Origin of the sequence: Nocardioides iriomotensis, from assembly GCF_004168035.1 — a bacterium.
GTDB lineage: Bacteria > Actinomycetota > Actinomycetes > Propionibacteriales > Nocardioidaceae > Nocardioides_B > Nocardioides_B iriomotensis.
Genome location: NZ_SDPU01000032.1, coordinates 18,447 through 32,883, shown reverse-complemented (window position 1 = coordinate 32,883; position 14,437 = coordinate 18,447). Strand labels below are relative to the sequence as shown.

The 14,437-nt window shown below is 73.6% G+C and carries 15 protein-coding genes; 6 read left to right on the top strand and 9 right to left on the bottom strand.

The window, feature by feature from the left end; all coding sequences use genetic code 11:
• Positions 1-29: 29 nt before the first annotated feature.
• Positions 30-767, bottom strand: a complete 738-nt coding sequence (locus tag ETU37_RS17230) for a pirin family protein (protein WP_240755799.1) — start codon at positions 765-767, stop codon at positions 30-32.
• The gene (locus ETU37_RS17225; protein ID WP_129988593.1) at positions 764-946 is read right to left on the bottom strand and encodes a hypothetical protein; all 183 of its coding nucleotides are present in this window, start codon (positions 944-946) and stop codon (positions 764-766) included. Before ETU37_RS17225 ends, ETU37_RS17230 begins: the two co-directional genes overlap by 4 nt.
• A 40-nt stretch (positions 947-986) precedes the next feature.
• Here ETU37_RS17225 and ETU37_RS17220 point away from each other — a divergent pair, with 40 nt between their 5' ends.
• Both ETU37_RS17220 and ETU37_RS17215 read left to right on the top strand, forming a co-directional pair.
• Positions 987-1,691, top strand: coding sequence for a hypothetical protein (locus tag ETU37_RS17220; RefSeq protein ID WP_206054002.1), 705 nt, complete (start codon positions 987-989; stop codon positions 1,689-1,691).
• A gap of 10 nt (positions 1,692-1,701) precedes the next feature.
• The gene (locus tag ETU37_RS17215) at positions 1,702-2,502 is read left to right on the top strand and encodes a PHP domain-containing protein (protein WP_129988592.1); all 801 of its coding nucleotides are present in this window, start codon (positions 1,702-1,704) and stop codon (positions 2,500-2,502) included.
• A 10-nt stretch (positions 2,503-2,512) separates the two neighbouring features.
• Here ETU37_RS17215 and ETU37_RS17210 read toward each other — a convergent pair whose 3' ends face one another.
• Together ETU37_RS17210 and ETU37_RS17205 are read right to left on the bottom strand one after the other, a co-directional pair.
• Complete coding sequence (locus ETU37_RS17210) at positions 2,513-3,580, bottom strand: GGDEF domain-containing protein (RefSeq protein WP_165372579.1); 1,068 nt, start codon at positions 3,578-3,580, stop codon at positions 2,513-2,515.
• An 80-nt stretch (positions 3,581-3,660) separates the two neighbouring features.
• Entirely contained in the window at positions 3,661-4,719 is a 1,059-nt protein-coding gene (locus ETU37_RS17205) for a GGDEF domain-containing protein (protein WP_129988590.1), read from the bottom strand.
• A gap of 149 nt (positions 4,720-4,868) precedes the next feature.
• Between ETU37_RS17205 and ETU37_RS17200 the strand changes: the two genes are divergently transcribed.
• Both ETU37_RS17200 and ETU37_RS17195 read left to right on the top strand, forming a co-directional pair.
• The gene (locus ETU37_RS17200; protein ID WP_129988589.1) at positions 4,869-6,257 is read left to right on the top strand and encodes a GH1 family beta-glucosidase; all 1,389 of its coding nucleotides are present in this window, start codon (positions 4,869-4,871) and stop codon (positions 6,255-6,257) included.
• An 11-nt stretch (positions 6,258-6,268) separates the two neighbouring features.
• A complete protein-coding gene (locus ETU37_RS17195; RefSeq protein ID WP_240755797.1) occupies positions 6,269-7,501 on the top strand; it encodes an MFS transporter in 1,233 nt (410 codons plus the stop codon).
• Position 7,502: 1 nt separating this feature from the next.
• Here ETU37_RS17195 and ETU37_RS17190 read toward each other — a convergent pair whose 3' ends face one another.
• Entirely contained in the window at positions 7,503-9,503 is a 2,001-nt protein-coding gene (locus tag ETU37_RS17190; protein WP_129988588.1) for a VldE C-terminal domain-containing protein, read from the bottom strand.
• 213 nt (positions 9,504-9,716) lie between these two features.
• On the opposite strand from ETU37_RS17190, the gene ETU37_RS17185 reads away from it, so the two are divergent.
• Positions 9,717-9,905, top strand: a complete 189-nt coding sequence (locus tag ETU37_RS17185) for a hypothetical protein (RefSeq protein ID WP_129988587.1) — start codon at positions 9,717-9,719, stop codon at positions 9,903-9,905.
• Between the two features lie 6 nt (positions 9,906-9,911).
• On the opposite strand, the gene ETU37_RS17180 is transcribed toward ETU37_RS17185, so the two are convergent.
• Positions 9,912-10,319 (bottom strand): YkvA family protein, encoded by a 408-nt coding sequence (locus ETU37_RS17180; protein ID WP_129988586.1) that lies wholly within the window; start codon positions 10,317-10,319, stop codon positions 9,912-9,914.
• A gap of 47 nt (positions 10,320-10,366) precedes the next feature.
• Between ETU37_RS17180 and ETU37_RS17175 the strand changes: the two genes are divergently transcribed.
• Positions 10,367-10,897, top strand: a complete 531-nt coding sequence (locus tag ETU37_RS17175) for a Chromate resistance protein ChrB (protein ID WP_129988585.1) — start codon at positions 10,367-10,369, stop codon at positions 10,895-10,897.
• 287 nt (positions 10,898-11,184) lie between these two features.
• Here the strand turns inward: ETU37_RS17175 and ETU37_RS17170 are convergent, their stop codons facing one another.
• The 3 genes from ETU37_RS17170 to ETU37_RS17160 are packed head-to-tail and all read right to left on the bottom strand — an operon-like array spanning position 11,185 to position 14,320.
• Positions 11,185-11,715 (bottom strand): 2'-5' RNA ligase family protein, encoded by a 531-nt coding sequence (locus ETU37_RS17170; protein ID WP_165372578.1) that lies wholly within the window; start codon positions 11,713-11,715, stop codon positions 11,185-11,187.
• 26 nt (positions 11,716-11,741) lie between these two features.
• On the bottom strand, positions 11,742-13,769 hold the full coding sequence (locus tag ETU37_RS17165) for an NADPH-dependent 2,4-dienoyl-CoA reductase (protein WP_129988583.1): 2,028 nt from the start codon (positions 13,767-13,769) through the stop codon (positions 11,742-11,744).
• On the bottom strand, positions 13,766-14,320 hold the full coding sequence (locus ETU37_RS17160; RefSeq protein WP_129988582.1) for a PadR family transcriptional regulator: 555 nt from the start codon (positions 14,318-14,320) through the stop codon (positions 13,766-13,768). Before ETU37_RS17160 ends, ETU37_RS17165 begins: the two co-directional genes overlap by 4 nt.
• Positions 14,321-14,437 lie beyond the last annotated feature (117 nt).

Sequence of the window (14,437 nt, the reverse complement as noted above, 5' to 3'; positions counted from 1 at the left end):
CGAGTCGGTCGTGTGCTGTTCCGCGAAGCCTAAGTGCTGCCGCGGTGCATCTCCCAGACCACGACCTCGCTCCCGTCGGCGCCCGCGGTCACCCGCGCCTGACCGGCGCCGGCGAAGCGGGCGGCGTCGGCCTCGCCCAGCCGGCCCGCGCCCTCGACGGTGGCGCTGCCGCGGGCCACGAAGAGGTGGAGGTACGGCGCGGAGGGCAGGAGCACGCTCGCCCCGGCGCCGAGCCGCGCCACGTGCAGCGTCGCGTCGCGGTTGCGGATCCGCAGGGCGGCGTCCGTGCGACCGGACGCGACCGGCACCAGCCCGCCGTCCCCGAGGGCGGTCGCCACGTCGGCCTGCGCGTACGACGGCTCGCCACCCGGCTCGTCCGGCAGCACCCACATCTGCACGAACCGCACCATCGGCCCGGACCCCGGGTCGTGGTGCTCGGAGTGCCGCACCCCGCTGCCCGCGCTGAGCCGCTGCACCCGGCCCGGTACCACCACGCCGGCGCGCTCGGACAGCCCGTCGGCGTCCGCGTGCCGCAGCCCGCCGTCGACCACCCACGTCACGATCTCCAGGTCGCGGTGGGGATGGGTGTCGTAGCCCAGCCCGCGCTCCACGGTGTCGTCGTTGTGCGCGACGAGCACGCCGTGGTCCACGTTGGCCGGGTCGTAGTGGGTCCCGAACGAGAACGAGTGCCGCGACACCAGGCCGTCCGCCCGGGTCGCCGGGCGGTCCGCCGCTCGCCGTACGTCGATGGTCATGGCGGGGGTCACCCGGGCGTCGGCTCCGGGTGCTCCTCGATCTCGGCGTACCGCTGGTGCAGCCGCTCGCGCACCTGCTCCGGGGTGTACGACGCCCGCTGGCGCTCGTTCCGCGCGACGACCGCGCCGGTCGCGACCACGCCGGCGACGCCGGCCAGGCCGAGGAGCTTCCACCAGGTCGCCGCGCGCATGGGACCACGCTAGGCCACGCCCGGTCGACGATGCGGCACGATGAGCCGGGTGACCGACCTGCCTGCCGGAGCCGTCTCCGTCGACGAGGCCGCCCGCGTGACCCGGACCGGCGACCTGTGGCTGTTCCGCGGCCGCACCGCCGCCGACCGCGCGATCCAGACCCTCACCAACGCGCCGGTCAACCACGTCGGGATGGCGGTCGTGATCGACGACCTGCCGCCCCTGATGTGGCACGCCGAGCTCGGCAAGACGCTCGTCGACCACTGGTCGGGCACCCACCACCGCGGTGTCCAGCTGCACGACCTGACCGAGTCCGTCACCCGGTGGCGCGAGACCTACGGCCAGGCCGCGTGGTTCCGGCAGCTCAGCCCGGAGGTCGGCCGTCCCGAGGAGGACGCGATGCTCAAGGTCATCGCGCGGCTCGACGGGGTGTCGTTCCCGAGCACCGCGCGGCTCGCCGGCCGCTGGCTCACCGCGCGCGACGCCTACCAGCCCCGCCGCAAGCGCGGCAGGCGGGTCCGGCCGGAGGCGGCGTTCTGCGCCGAGACCGTGGCGATCACCCTGCAGGAGATGGGTGTCGTCGAGGACGACTGGAAGGCGTCGTGGTTCGACCCCGGCACGTTCTGGAGCGGGGAGTCCCTGCCGGTGCTGCCGGGCTGGTCGTACGGCGCCGAGATCCAGGTCGGTCCGCTGCCGCCGAAGGACCAGAAGGTCGCGAGCGCCCGGACCCGGTGGCGCTCGTGACGTGGGCCTGATGCTGCCCGCCGACAGCCACGTCCACACCGAGTGGTCCTGGGACGCGCACGCCGGCGACATGGTCGCCACCTGCGCGCGAGCCGTGACGCTCGGCGTGCCGGCGGTCGCGTTCACCGAGCACGTCGACCACGCCCGGTTCCAGGCCGGGCCGGCGGACGAGCCGATGGTGCCGCCGCCGTTCGACGCCGAGGGCTATCTCGCCGCGGTCGAGGAGTGCCGGCACCGGTTCCCGGGCCTGCGGATCCTCACCGGCGCCGAGCTCGGCGAGCCGCACCGGCACGCCGAGCAGGTCGCCGCGGTCCTCGCGACCGGCGACTTCGAGCGGGTCCTCGGATCGGTGCACGGGATACCGGTGGGCGGAGACGGGTACGCCGAGCCGCCGGCGCTGTTCGCCCGGCAGGACGACCCGGCGCAGGTCGTGCGCGACTACCTGCACGAGGTGGTCGCCCTGCTGGAGGGCAGCGACGTCTTCTCGGTGCTCGCGCACGTCGACTTCCCGCTGCGGGCCTGGCCGGACGACGCCGGCCCGGTCGACGTCACCGCCTTCGAGGCGGAGCTGAGGGAGGTGCTGCGCGTGCTCGCCGCGTCGGGCCGCGCCCTGGAGGTCAGCACGAAGCGCCCGATCGAGCGGGTGGTCGTGCGCTGGTGGCACGACCTCGGCGGGGACGCGGTCAGCTTCGCCAGCGACACCCACGACCCGGACGGCCTGGCCCACGGGTTCGCCGACGCGGTGCGGCTCGCGGAGGCGTGCGGCTTCCGGCCCGGGCGCTCGCCGGTCGACCTGTGGGGTCGCGCCTAGGCCGACGGGGTCAGGCGGGCAGGGCCGGCTCGTCGGCCTGTTCGTGCGCGACGTCACCGGTCACGACGGTGGTGCGCAGCCGGCCGCGCTTGGCGACGTACTGTGCCCGGTCACCGGCCGCGAACAGCTCGCGCGGGTTGAGCTCCGTGCCCCGGCCGACCATCACGGTCGCGGCACCGCACGACAGGCTCGCCGTGATGCCGAGGTTCCAGGTCAGGCCGCACAGCTCGTCGGACACGGCGACCACGGCGGCCGGGTCGTGGCCGACGACCAGGACGGTGAACTCGTCGCCACCCACGCGGGCCACCAGCGCGCCGGGCAGCCGCGCGAAGTGCTTGCGCATCGCGCTCGCCACCGACTTGATCAGCTGGTCGCCGACGAGGTGGCCCTGGGTGTCGTTGACGCGCTTGAGCCCGTTGATGTCCGCGACCACGACGGTGACCGGGCGCGGCACGGCCTCGGCGTGGTCGAACGCCCACTCCGCCCGCTCGTCGAGCGCGCGCCGGTTGGCCAGGCCCGTCAGCGGGTCGTGGTAGGCCATCTCCTCCAGCGACTCCTCGCGCAGCGCGCGGGAGATGCCGCCCGCGAGGATCGCGGTGAGGGCCTCGAGGTACGCCGTCTCGTCGGGCCCGAACGACGGCTCGCCGACGTTGCGGGTGGCGTAGAACTCGCCCCACAGCACACCGTCGACGACGAGGGGCGCACCCATCGACGAGCCCTTGCCGAGCTCGCGGAGCAGCTCGACCTCGCGCGGGTCGGAGTCCGGGTCGTCGAGCGTCGTCACCCACGAGATCGCGCCCTGGGTGAGCAGGTTGAGGCAGACGAACTCGTCGGCGCCGTAGGTCTCGTCCTCGGGCCAGCGCTCCTCGGTGGGGCCGAGCTCACCGACGTTGAGCAGGGTGCGGACGACGCCGGTGCCGGGCTCGAGCCGGCTCACCGAGACGCTGGCCGCGCCGATCGCCTCGCGGGCGCCCTCGGCGGCCACCTCGAGGATCTGCTCGAGCGTGCCGGACCGTCCGGTGTCGCGCGCGAGTGCGGCGAGACTCCGGATGCGAGAAAGCTCGTCCTTCGGCAGCAACGGTCGGTCTCCGGGTGGGTGCGGTGCCCTTGTCGGTCGTGATCGGCCGTCGTCGGTGCGGCTTGAGGCGTTCGGCCCGCTCATTCGTCGTGCTCGGCGGCCGGCTCGAGCGGCTCGGCCATGACGGCGTGCCGGCGGCGCTCCCGCTTGGCGACGTACAGCGCCCGGTCCGCGGCGGCGAACATCTCCGACGGCGTGATCCGCAGGTGGTCCGACAGCTCCGCGTGCGCGACCCCGCCGGACAGCGCCGTCGTCGGGTTCTTCTCCCAGCTGCGTGCGATCACCTGGTCGGCCACCTCGACGAGGGGGTCGACGGAGCGGTCGACCGAGAGCACCGTGAACTCGTCGCCGCCGACGCGGCCGACCACGCAGGCGGACAGCACCGCGAACGAGCGGACCAGGTCGCCGGCGACGCGGCGGATCAGCTCGTCGCCGGCCGGGTGGCCGTAGTGGTCGTTGGTCAGCTTGAGCCCGTTGATGTCGAGCGCGACGACGCCGACCTGCCGGGTCATGCCACGCGGCACCTCGAACGCGATCCGGGCGTGGTCGTCGATCGCGCGGCGGTTGAGCAGCCCGGTCAGGGGGTCGTGGTAGGCGAGCTGGGCCAGCGACTCCTCACGGGCGACCCGGGCCATCGCCCCGGCCATGATCGCGATCATCGCCTCGAGGTAGGCGATGTCGTCGGCGTCGAACGGGTCGTCGAACCGGTGCCGCGTCGCGTACACCTCGCCCCACAGCTCACCCTCGACCACGAGCGGGGTGGAGACCGAGCTGCCCTTCCCGAGCGCGCGGAGCAGCTCCTTCTCGGCGGGCGGGGTCGCCGGGCTGTCGAGGTGGTAGGACCAGGTGACCAGGTGCTCGGACGCGACGTCGAGGCCCGTCAGCTCCTGCATCTCGTGCACCTCGTTCTGCGGCCACCGCTCCTCGTGCGGGCCGAGGTCGCCGACGTTGACGATGGTGCGCACGGAGACACCGTCGGGCTGCAGCCGGGACACCGACACCGACGCAGCGCGCAGCGTGCGCAGCGCCTCCTCCGCGCTCAGCTCCAGAAGCCGGTGCAACGTGTCCGGCCGGCTGAGGACGCGCGCCAGCGCGGCGAGACTCCTGATCCGGTTCTCGTCGGCGTCCTTTCGGCGCATGCAGACCCCCCTGCTGTGTGCCACCCCGGACGATTGTGACGAATCCCCCCAATCCACGCGACGAATCGCGTGAGATTTCACCTTTCGCCCGACCGTCCACTGGGTCGTCGGTGCTTCGCAGCCCCCGCCCCGGCTGACAGAGTAGCCGCGTGGAACGCCCGTCCCGCTCCTCCGTCGAGCGCAGCACCCCTCCCCTCACCGGACTGCCCGCGGGCTTCCGGTTCGGCGCCAGCACCGCGTCGTACCAGATCGAGGGCGGGGTCATGGCCGACGGTCGCGGCCCCAGCGTCTGGGACACGTTCTGCGCCGAGCCCGGTCGGGTCCGCGACGGCAGCAGCGGCGCCGAGGCCTGCGACCACTACCACCGCTGGGCCGAGGACGTCGCGCTGATGCGCGGGCTCGGCCTCGACGGCTACCGGTTCTCGATCGCGTGGCCGCGGGTGCTGCCGGCCGGGTCCGGTGAGGTGAACGCGGCCGGGCTCGCCTTCTACGACCGGCTCGTCGACGCGCTGCTCGAGGCCGGCGTCGCGCCGATGGCGACGCTGTTCCACTGGGACCTGCCCCAGCCGCTCGAGGACGGGGGCGGCTGGCTGTCCCGGGCGACGGCCGAGCGGTTCGCGGAGTACGCCGCCGTGGTCGGCGAGGCCCTCGGCGACCGGGTGGCGCGCTGGGTGACGGTCAACGAGCCGAACGTCGTGACGATGCTCGGCTACGCCACCGGGGTGCACGCGCCGGGCCGCACGCTGATGTTCGACGCGCTGCCCGCTGCCCACCACCTGCTCCTCGGGCACGGCCTCGCGGTGCAGGCGCTGCGGGCCGCGGGGGCGAAGGCCGTCGGCTGCGCCAACAACCACACGCCGGTCGTCGCCGGGACCGACAGCCAGGCCGACCGCGACGCCGCCGACCTCTACGACACCCTCTGGAACCGGCTCTTCGCCGAGCCGATGCTGCTCGGCTCCTACCCGGCCGGGTTCGGCGACCTGATGCCCGGCCCGGTCGCCGACGACCTCGCGACGATCGCCGCACCGCTCGACTTCTACGGCGTCAACTACTACAACCCCACCCGGGTCGCCGCGCCCGGCACCGACCTGACCCCGATCGGGCAGACCCCCTCGGGCGACCTGCCGTTCGTGCTGGTCGAGCTCGACGGCTACGACCGCACCGGTTTCGGCTGGGCGGTCGTGCCCGACGGCCTGCGCGACATGCTGCTGCAGCTCCGCGAGCGGTACGGCGACCGGCTCCCGAGCGTGACGATCACGGAGAGCGGCTGCGCCTACGACGACCCGGTCGAGGCCGACGGCATCCACGACGACCGCCGGATCGCCTACCTCGACGGCCACCTGCGCGCGGTCGAGGAGGCGGTGAGCGCGGGCGTGGACGTCGACGGCTACTACACGTGGTCGCTGCTCGACAACTTCGAGTGGGCCGAGGGCTACACGCAGCGGTTCGGGCTGGTGCACGTCGACTACGCGACGCAGCGGCGCACGCCGAAGGACTCCTACGACTGGTACGCCCGCGTGATCCGCGCCCGCCGGTGACGACCCGGCCGGTGGCGGCGACCGCGCTCGCCGAGCCCGAGCAGCTCGTCGGCCGCGGCTGGGTGACCCGGGTGACGCTGGCCGGCCTCGGGGTGTGGGCCGGCTTCTTCGGCCCGATCCAGGTGCTTCTCGCCCAGCAGGCCGAGGCGGTCGCACCGGGCGACAAGGAGTTCGTCTTCGGGCTGGTGACCGGGCTGGGGTCGGCGGTGTCCGTCGTCGCCAACCCGCTGTTCGGGGCGCTGTCGGACCGGACCACGTCGCGGTTCGGGCGCCGGGTGCCCTGGGTGCTCGGCGGCGGCGTCGTGGGCGCGATCGCGCTGCTCGTGCTGGCGGTCGCCGACTCCGTCCCGGTGATGGTGCTCGGCTGGTGCCTGGCGCAGGCCGCGCTCAACGCGATGTACGCCGCGCTCACCGCGACGGTCCCCGACCTCGTGCCGGTGCGCCAGCGCGGCGTGGTCGGCGGCTGGGTCGCGGTGTCCCAGACGCTCGGCATCGTCGGCGGCGTCGGCATCGCCACCGCGACGGGCGGGCTCACCACGGGCTACGTCGCGACCGCCACCGCCGTCGTCGTCCTGGCCGTGCCGTACCTCCTCCGGAGCCACGACGTACCCCTGCCGGAGGCGCTGCGCCCGGCCTGGTCCACGGCAGCGTTCCTGCGTGGCTTCTGGCTGAGCCCGCGCGCCTACCCCGACTTCGCGTGGGCCTGGCTGACCCGGTTCCTGGTCAACCTCGGCAATGCGATGGGCACGCTGCTGCTGTACTTCTACCTCGACGACGCCGTCGGCTACTCCGACCCCGAGACCGGTGTCTTCGTGCTCACCGTGGTCTACGCGGTGTTCATCGTGGCCAGCACCGTCGTCTTCGGGATCTGGTCCGACCGGCTCCGCCGCCGCAAGGTGTTCGTCATCGTCGCCGGCATCGTCACCGGCGCCGCCGCCCTCGTGCTCGCGCTCCTGCCCACCTGGACCGGCGCGCTCGTCGGCGCCGCCGTGCTCGGCGTCGGCTACGGCGTCTACCTCTCCGTCGACTTCGCGCTGTGCACCGAGGTGCTGCCCGACGCCGAGTCCCGCGCCAAGGACCTCGGCGTCATCAACATCGCCAACGCGCTACCCCAGGTGTTCGCGCCGTTCCTCGGCGCGTTCCTGATCGCGCAGGCCGGCGGCTACGTGACGCTGTACGCCGTCGCGGCCGCCGTCTGCGTCCTCGGCTCCGTGCTGGTCACCCGGATCCGCTCCGTGGCGTGAGCTAGCCGCGGGTGAGCGCGACCTCGAGGCTGCCGGCGTTGTCGCGGAAGTCGAGGTCCATGACCGCGAGGCGGATCGGGCCGCTCTTCTCCACGACGTACGACGTCGAGTAGGTGTGCGCGTCGTTGCACGCGCCCCACGGCCGCGCGACGCCGTCGACCCACAGCTCGAGCGGGTCCTGCTCCAGGGCCAGGCCCGGGTCGCGCGGCACCCAGCCGGCGCCGGTGTTGACGCAGGTCGCGTCGGCGGTGACGCCGTGCGAGGTGAACGCGCCCGACACGACGAGCGTGACCCGCTCGCCCTTGCGCAGCCGCATGTTGGAGACGGTGCCCTCCGGGCTCGCGAGGTTGACCGCGAACGTGTCGACGGGCATCGACCAGTAGATGCCGCCGCTCTGCGGCGACTCGCCCCGGGCCTTCTGGGGAGAGGCGAGCGACGACAGCCGCTGCACCGTCACCGTGAGGGCGCCGCTGTTGTCGCTGACCGGGAACGGGTCCCACACGGCGAGCTGCAGCTGCCGGGTCTCGGCGGCGGTGAACTCCATGACGTGCGAGTGCGCCGCGCAGTCGGTCGTCGGGTCGCCGCCGAACGGGTAGCCGTTGACGTAGAGGTTGCCGTGGTCGTCGCCCGGCGACCGCAGGTCGAGTGAGGCAGCCTGGTACCAGGCGCCGCCGACCCCGATGCACTGGCCGTCGGTCTGCACGCCGCCACCGAGGTCCGCGACGCCCGAGACGGTCATCCGGTAGCGGGCGCCGGCCTCGACCTCCTGCGTGGTCAGCACCGGAGTCGTTGCGTCGGCCGGCACCTGCACGGTCTCGGCGAGCGTGTTGAGGCTGCCGCGGCTCGAGGGCAGCACGGCCGGGGCCGCGGCCAGCGCCGGGTAGGTCGGCAGCTTCGCGGAGACGTCGGTCTCCTTCCTCGACACCGTCAGCACCAGCCGGCCGGTCCCGGCGGCCGTGGTCGAGGCCAGCTTCACCCGCATCGGCTTGGACTTCGTCGGGACGTACGTCGTCGCGTAGACGTGGTCGCCCGTGCAGGTCCGGCCGAACAGCAGGTCACCGTTGACCTTCACGCCGTTGCCGCTGTGCAGCCACGAGCGCGTCGTGGGCGACCAGACGCAGTTGGCGTCGCCGACCTGGTCCGGCGCGCCGTACCCGACGAGGCCGGCGACGGTGATCTTGTACTGCTTGCCCTTGCGGAGCTTCCACTTCGACGTGTACGTCGACTTGTCGAGCGGCACCGCGACGCGCGCGAGCTGCTTCTTCTTGGTGAACCGCAGCTCGCCCTCGACCGGCGGGCCGACCGGGATCGGCGTCGGGTCGCCGACCGGCGGCGGGGTGCTCGGGGGCGGCGTCGGGGTGGTCGGCGTCGGCGTCGGTGTGACCGGCGACTGCCAGCCCGCGTCGTTGCGGTGGTACCAGCTGGTCTCGCCGGCACCGCCCGCGCGCGACAGCGAGATGTGCACGTGGTCGCGGTGCCGCAGCGTGGGGGAGCAGGACTTCTTCGTCCGGCAGCCGGAGTGGGTGTAGGCGCGCTTCTCGAAGCCGCGGTACGACGCGTAGATGTGGTCGTCCCAGATCAGGTACATGATGCCCATGCGGCGGGCGAGCGCGGCCTGGTTGCCGTCCTTGTCGGGGGCGAAGATCGTCGCGAAGAAGTCCTTGACGTAGCCGCGGTCGCGCGCCGAGGTGGCGCTGACCCGCCAGTCGAAGGCCCGGCCCTCCTTGTGCTCCGACACCCCGCTGGCGCCGCACGCGCGGGAGATGCCACTGGAGCCGCTGCCCGGGTACTTGCTCATCAGCCACTTCGACAGCGCGACGGTCCCCGGCTTGGGGTCGGGGCTGCACGTCGTCTGCGGCTGGTAGCCCGAGAAGTCCTCGATGGGTACGGCGTTCGCGGCGGCCGGCACCAGCACGACCAGCGCGGCGACCAGCCCCGCGAGTCGGCGCAGGCGCAGGAGCGTGCGGGCAGGCAGGAGCGGGCGGGGCGGCGCGGACGACATGCGGATCCCAGGGCAGCTTCGGGGGCGGGCGGTTGGGGTGCTTCTCCCGGGTCATCGGCAGGCCCCCCGAGGCGCTTGAGGCGCTTCGTCGAGAAAGTGGTCTAGATCGGCGTGTCGGTCTTGACGATGGTCAAGATCCGCTACTCACCTGGTCGATTCCGCCCCGCCGTACCCGCGGGTCGTGATAACGGCCGACGCCCTACGATCGGCCCCATGAAGCGCACCCTGCCGGTCACCCTCGGCGTCCTGATGTTCGTGGTCGGCGCGGTCTTCAGCTTCCAGGGGATGGGCTACCTGAAGGGCAGCCCGATGACCGACTCGGCGTTCTGGGCGATCACCGGCTCGATCATCGCCGGGCTCGGGGTGGGCTTCGTGCTGGCCGGGTTGAAACGAGACCGCTGACGCCGGTCAGGCCGCCGGCTTCGGGCTCCGCTCGCCCAGGAGCCGGAGCAGCAGGCGCGGCTCCTCGGGCCAGGCGTCGAGCAGCACGTCGCGCGGCACCGCGCGGGCGGCGTACCGGATCGCCAGCGCGATCACCACGATGTCGTCGAGCGGTCCGATCACCGGCAGGAACTCCGGGATCAGGTCGATCGGCGACACCGTCCAGACGATCGCGCCGAGCAGCGCGACCTTCGCACGGCGCGGGACCGCAGGGTGGTTGCGCAGCGCCCGTGCCGTGGTGAGGCAGGCCGGGATGAACGCGACGAGGTCGCGCAGGATGCCCGGCGGGAGCCGGCGCGCGAGGACGGCGAGCACGACGTAGGTCGCGGCGATGACCGCGACGCCGATGACGAGTACCCTGATCCAGTCGGACACGCCTCGATGTTACAGCCGTTACATCGCTCCGCGTAGCGGGAGGACCGTTGAGCTGGTTGGTGCTGGTGCTGAGGCTGCCGAGCGAGCCCGCGCGGCACCGGGTCGCCGCCTGGCGCGAGCTGCGCAAGGCCGGCGCGGTCCCGCTCTCCTCCGGCACCTGGGCGCTGCCCGACCTCCCGGTCGTGGCGCCGGTCGTCGACCGGGTCGCCGCGCTCGTGGCGAGAGCGGAGGACGGCGAGCTGGTCCGGCTGCGCGCCGGCGGCTGGGATGAGGCCGACGAGGCGGCGATGGCGGCGATGTTCGCCGCCGCGCGCGACGACGAGTGGCGCGAGCTGGCCTCGGAGTGCCGCCGCTACCTCGCCGAGATCGCCAAGGAGCACCGCACCGAGAAGTACTCCCTCGCCGAGCTCGAGGAGGAGGAGCAGAGCCTCGACCGGCTCCGGCGCTGGTACCGCGACGTCCGCGCGCGCGACCTGCTCGGCTCCTCCGGTCGCGGTGAGACGGACGCGCTGCTCAAGGAGTGCGTGGCGGCGTTCGACGAGTTCGCCGAGGCCGTCTACGCCCGGATCGGCGCCTGACGTCGCGAGTCGGCGCATCTTGCCCTCGCGGACCTGCCGAGTCGGCGCGTCTTGCCCTCGCGAGGCGGTCGAGTCGGCGCGTCTTGCCCTGGCGAGGCGGTCGAGTCGGCGCATCCTGCCCTGGCGAGGCGGTCGAGTCGGCGCGTCCTGCCCCTCGCGGCCGGCCGCGCTGACCGCCGCCCAGGGGCACTTCCCCAGGCGTAGGCACGCTTCCCCAGCGGCATGCGCCTGGTGGAGCGTCCATAACCCCGCGTTACAGCTGGTCGGGGACCCGCGCTGCCGCGGGCTCAGGCGGCCGAGGTGCCGAACGGGAACGTGGCGATCGTCCGGCTCGCGCCCGGCTCCCACCAGAACAGCACCGCCTCCCGGGCGTAGGTGCTGATCGGGAGGCGCGAGCCGAGCTCGAACTCCAGGGCCGTGACGTCCTCGCCCTCCGGCATCGGCACGGTCAGGTGCGGGACCACGTCGTCGAAGGCGCCGCCGTACGGCGGGTGCTCGGGGAAGAGCCGGGACAGCTCGTGGGTGAGCTGGCGGAACGGCGCGGCCGGGCTGGGCGCGAGGTAGACGGTCCCGCCCGGGAACGAGGAGATCCCGGTCAGCCGGAAGTCGAAGGCCGTCACGTCCGAGAAGAACCGCTCCAGCTCGTCGAGCACCCCGTCGGTCAGGTCGCTCAGCCCCGCGAACGGCCCGAGCAGCGTGATGTGCGCGACCGTGTCGTCCGGGTCGGCGGGGACGGCGTCGGGGTCGCGGCGCTCCAGGCGCGCCCGGACGACCGGCTCGAGGTCCGGCACCGGGATCTGCACCGCGCTGTGGGGCATGGCCATTTCATACCAGCCCAGCGCGGTCACAGGCGCGCGGCGACCTCGGTGCCCTGCCGGATCGCGCGCTTCGCGTCCAGCTCGGCGGCGACGTCGGCGCCCCCGACCAGGTGCGCCTCGACCCCGGCGGTGACGAGCTCGTCGTACAGGTCGCGCACCGACTCCTGGCCGGCGCAGACGACGACGTGGTCGACGGCGAGGGTACGGCGGTCGCCCGGGCGCCCGGGCTCGCCCTCGCCGACCGTGACGTGCAGTCCCTCGTCGTCGATCCGGTCGTAGCTCACGCCGGGCACGAGGTGCACGCCCGAGTCCTTGAGCACCGCGCGGTGCGCCCAGCCGGAGGTCTTGCCGAGGCCCTTGCCGATCGCTGTCGTCTTGCGCTGCAGGAGGTGGACCTCGCGCGGGGAGGTGCGCGGCTTCTTCTCCTTCAGGCCGCCGCGGTCGACGGCCGGGTCGCCGACGCCCCAGTGGTCGAACCACTCCGGGTCGCCCTCGCCCTCCGCGTGGCTGAGCAGGTGGCTGACGTCGACCCCGATGCCGCCGGCGCCCATCACCGCGACGGTCGCGCCGACGGGGACGGCCCCGGTGATCGCGTCGGGGTAGGCGACCACCTTGGCGTGGTCGATGCCGGGCAGGTCGGGCACGCGCGGACGCACGCCGGTGGCGACCACGACGGCGTCGTACTCCTGCACGGTGGCGGTGTCGGCCTTCGTGGAGAGCCGGACATCGACGCCGAGCACCTCCAGGCGCCTCGTGTAGTAGCGCAGCGTCTCGGCGAACTCCTCCTTGCCGGGGATCCGCATCGCCAGCCGGAACTGGCCGCCGATCTCGGGCTGCGCCTCGAACAGCGTGACCCGGTGGCCGCGCTCGGCGGCGGTGACCGCGGCCGCGAGACCGGCGGGGCCGGCGCCCACGACCGCGACCGACCGCGCCGTGCGGGTCGGCGACAGCACGAGCGTGGTCTCGCGACCGGCGCGCGGGTTGACCAGGCAGGAGGCGCGCTGGTTCGAGAACGTGTGGTCGAGGCAGGCCTGGTTGCAGCCGATGCAGGTGTTGATCTCGTCGGCCCGGCCCGTGGCCGCCTTGGTGACGAAGTCGGGGTCGGCGAGCAGCGGCCGGGCCATCGACACCAGGTCGGCCTCGCCGTCGGCCAGGATCCGCTCGGCCACGTCGGGGGTGTTGATCCGGTTGGACGCGCAGACCGGGATGCCGAGCTCGGGCCGCAGCCGCGCGGTCGTCCAGGTCCACGCCGCGCGCGGCACCTGGGTCAGGATCGTCGGCACCCGGGCCTCGTGCCAGCCGATGCCGGTGTTGATGACGGAGGCGCCGGCCTCCTCGAGCGCGGTGGCCAGCGCGACGGTCTCGTCCCAGGTCTGGCCGGCCGGGATCAGGTCGAGCAGCGACATCCGGAACATCAGCAGGAAGTCGTCGCCGAGCGCCTCGCGGGTGCGGCGGACGATCTCGACCGGGAAGCGCATCCGGTTCTCGGCGCTGCCTCCCCAGCGGTCGGTACGGCGGTTGGTGTGCGGCGCGAGGAACTGGTTGATCAGGTACCCCTCGGAGCCCATGATCTCGACGCCGTCGTACCCCGCGCGCCGCGCGAGCCGGGCCGCGTCGACGAAGTCCTCGATCGTGCGCTCGACCGCGCGGCCGCTCAGTGCCCCGGCCTTGAACGGCGTGATCGGGCTCTGCGACTTCGAGGCGCTGACGTTGAGCGGGGTGTAGCCGTAGCGACCCGCGTGCAGCACCTGCAGCGCGATCGCGCCGCCCTCGGCGTGCACGGCGTCGGTCACCAGCCGGTGCCGGTCGGCGTGCTTGCGCCGGGTCATCATCGAGCCGAACGGCAGCAGCCAGCCGCGCAGGTTGGGGGAGTAGCCGCCGGTCACCGCGAGGCCGACGCCGCCGCGGGCGCGCTCGGCGAAGTACGCCGCGAGCTCCGGCAGGTGCTTCGCGCGGTCCTCCATGCCGGTGTGCATGGAGCCCATCACCACGCGGTTGCGCAGCGTCACGCCGCCGACGGTCAGGGGCTCGAGCAGGTGCGGGTACGGGCTCATGCGGGGGCTCCTTCATGGGCGCGGGCGTGGGTGTCGCGGTACTCGGTCAGCCAGCCCACCCAGAACTGCTCGAGGCGGATGCCGCCGCGCAGCACGAGGTAGACGTCGAGGTCGTGGCCGGACAGCCGGTCCGGCTCGGGGAAGTCGCGCTCGGCCAGGTGCTCGTAGTGCCCGAGCCGGGTGCGGTGGTCGGCGAGCAGCGCCTCCACCTGCGCCAGCACCGCGCGCCGGTCGCCGTACGACGCGCCGCGGAGGCGGACCGCGACCTCGCTGCGGAACGACTCGGCCGGGGCGGGCTCGGCAAGCCAGCGGGCGAGCTCCTCCGCGCCGGCGGGCGCCACGGCGTACACCTTCTTGTCCGGCCGGCCGGTCTGGGCGACGACCTCCGAGCGCACCCAGCCGTCGGTCTCCATCCGGGCGAGCACCCGGTAGATCTGCTGGTGGGTCGCGCTCCAGAAGAACCCGATGGACCGGTCGAAGCGCCGGGTCAGGTCCAGGCCTGACGCCGGCCGCTCGCTGAGCGAGACCAGCAGGGCGTGCTCGAGGGCCATGGCCCCACTGTGCCGGTCAGGCGGCACCCTATGCAACGAGTTGCACAGGTGGTCTGGGTCACTCCGGCGTCCGGCGAGATTCCTGCCCTGCCGGGTCCGCCCCGGCCTAGGCTCAGC

What these genes read in the sequence shown, in the direction of transcription:
- ETU37_RS17160 (WP_129988582.1), bottom strand. Translation starts at nt 14,320, where the DNA reads ATGGCCCTCGAGCACGCCCTGCTGGTCTCGCTCAGCGAGCGGCCGGCG.
- ETU37_RS17170 (WP_165372578.1), bottom strand. Translation starts at nt 11,715, where the DNA reads ATGCCCCACAGCGCGGTGCAGATCCCGGTGCCGGACCTCGAGCCGGTC.
- ETU37_RS17190 (WP_129988588.1), bottom strand. Translation starts at nt 9,503, where the DNA reads ATGTCGTCCGCGCCGCCCCGCCCGCTCCTGCCTGCCCGCACGCTCCTG.
- ETU37_RS17225 (WP_129988593.1), bottom strand. Translation starts at nt 946, where the DNA reads ATGCGCGCGGCGACCTGGTGGAAGCTCCTCGGCCTGGCCGGCGTCGCC.
- ETU37_RS17165 (WP_129988583.1), bottom strand. Translation starts at nt 13,769, where the DNA reads ATGAGCCCGTACCCGCACCTGCTCGAGCCCCTGACCGTCGGCGGCGTG.
- ETU37_RS17215 (WP_129988592.1), top strand. Translation starts at nt 1,702, where the DNA reads ATGCTGCCCGCCGACAGCCACGTCCACACCGAGTGGTCCTGGGACGCG.
- ETU37_RS17185 (WP_129988587.1), top strand. Translation starts at nt 9,717, where the DNA reads ATGAAGCGCACCCTGCCGGTCACCCTCGGCGTCCTGATGTTCGTGGTC.
- ETU37_RS17220 (WP_206054002.1), top strand. Translation starts at nt 987, where the DNA reads ATGAGCCGGGTGACCGACCTGCCTGCCGGAGCCGTCTCCGTCGACGAG.
- ETU37_RS17205 (WP_129988590.1), bottom strand. Translation starts at nt 4,719, where the DNA reads ATGCGCCGAAAGGACGCCGACGAGAACCGGATCAGGAGTCTCGCCGCG.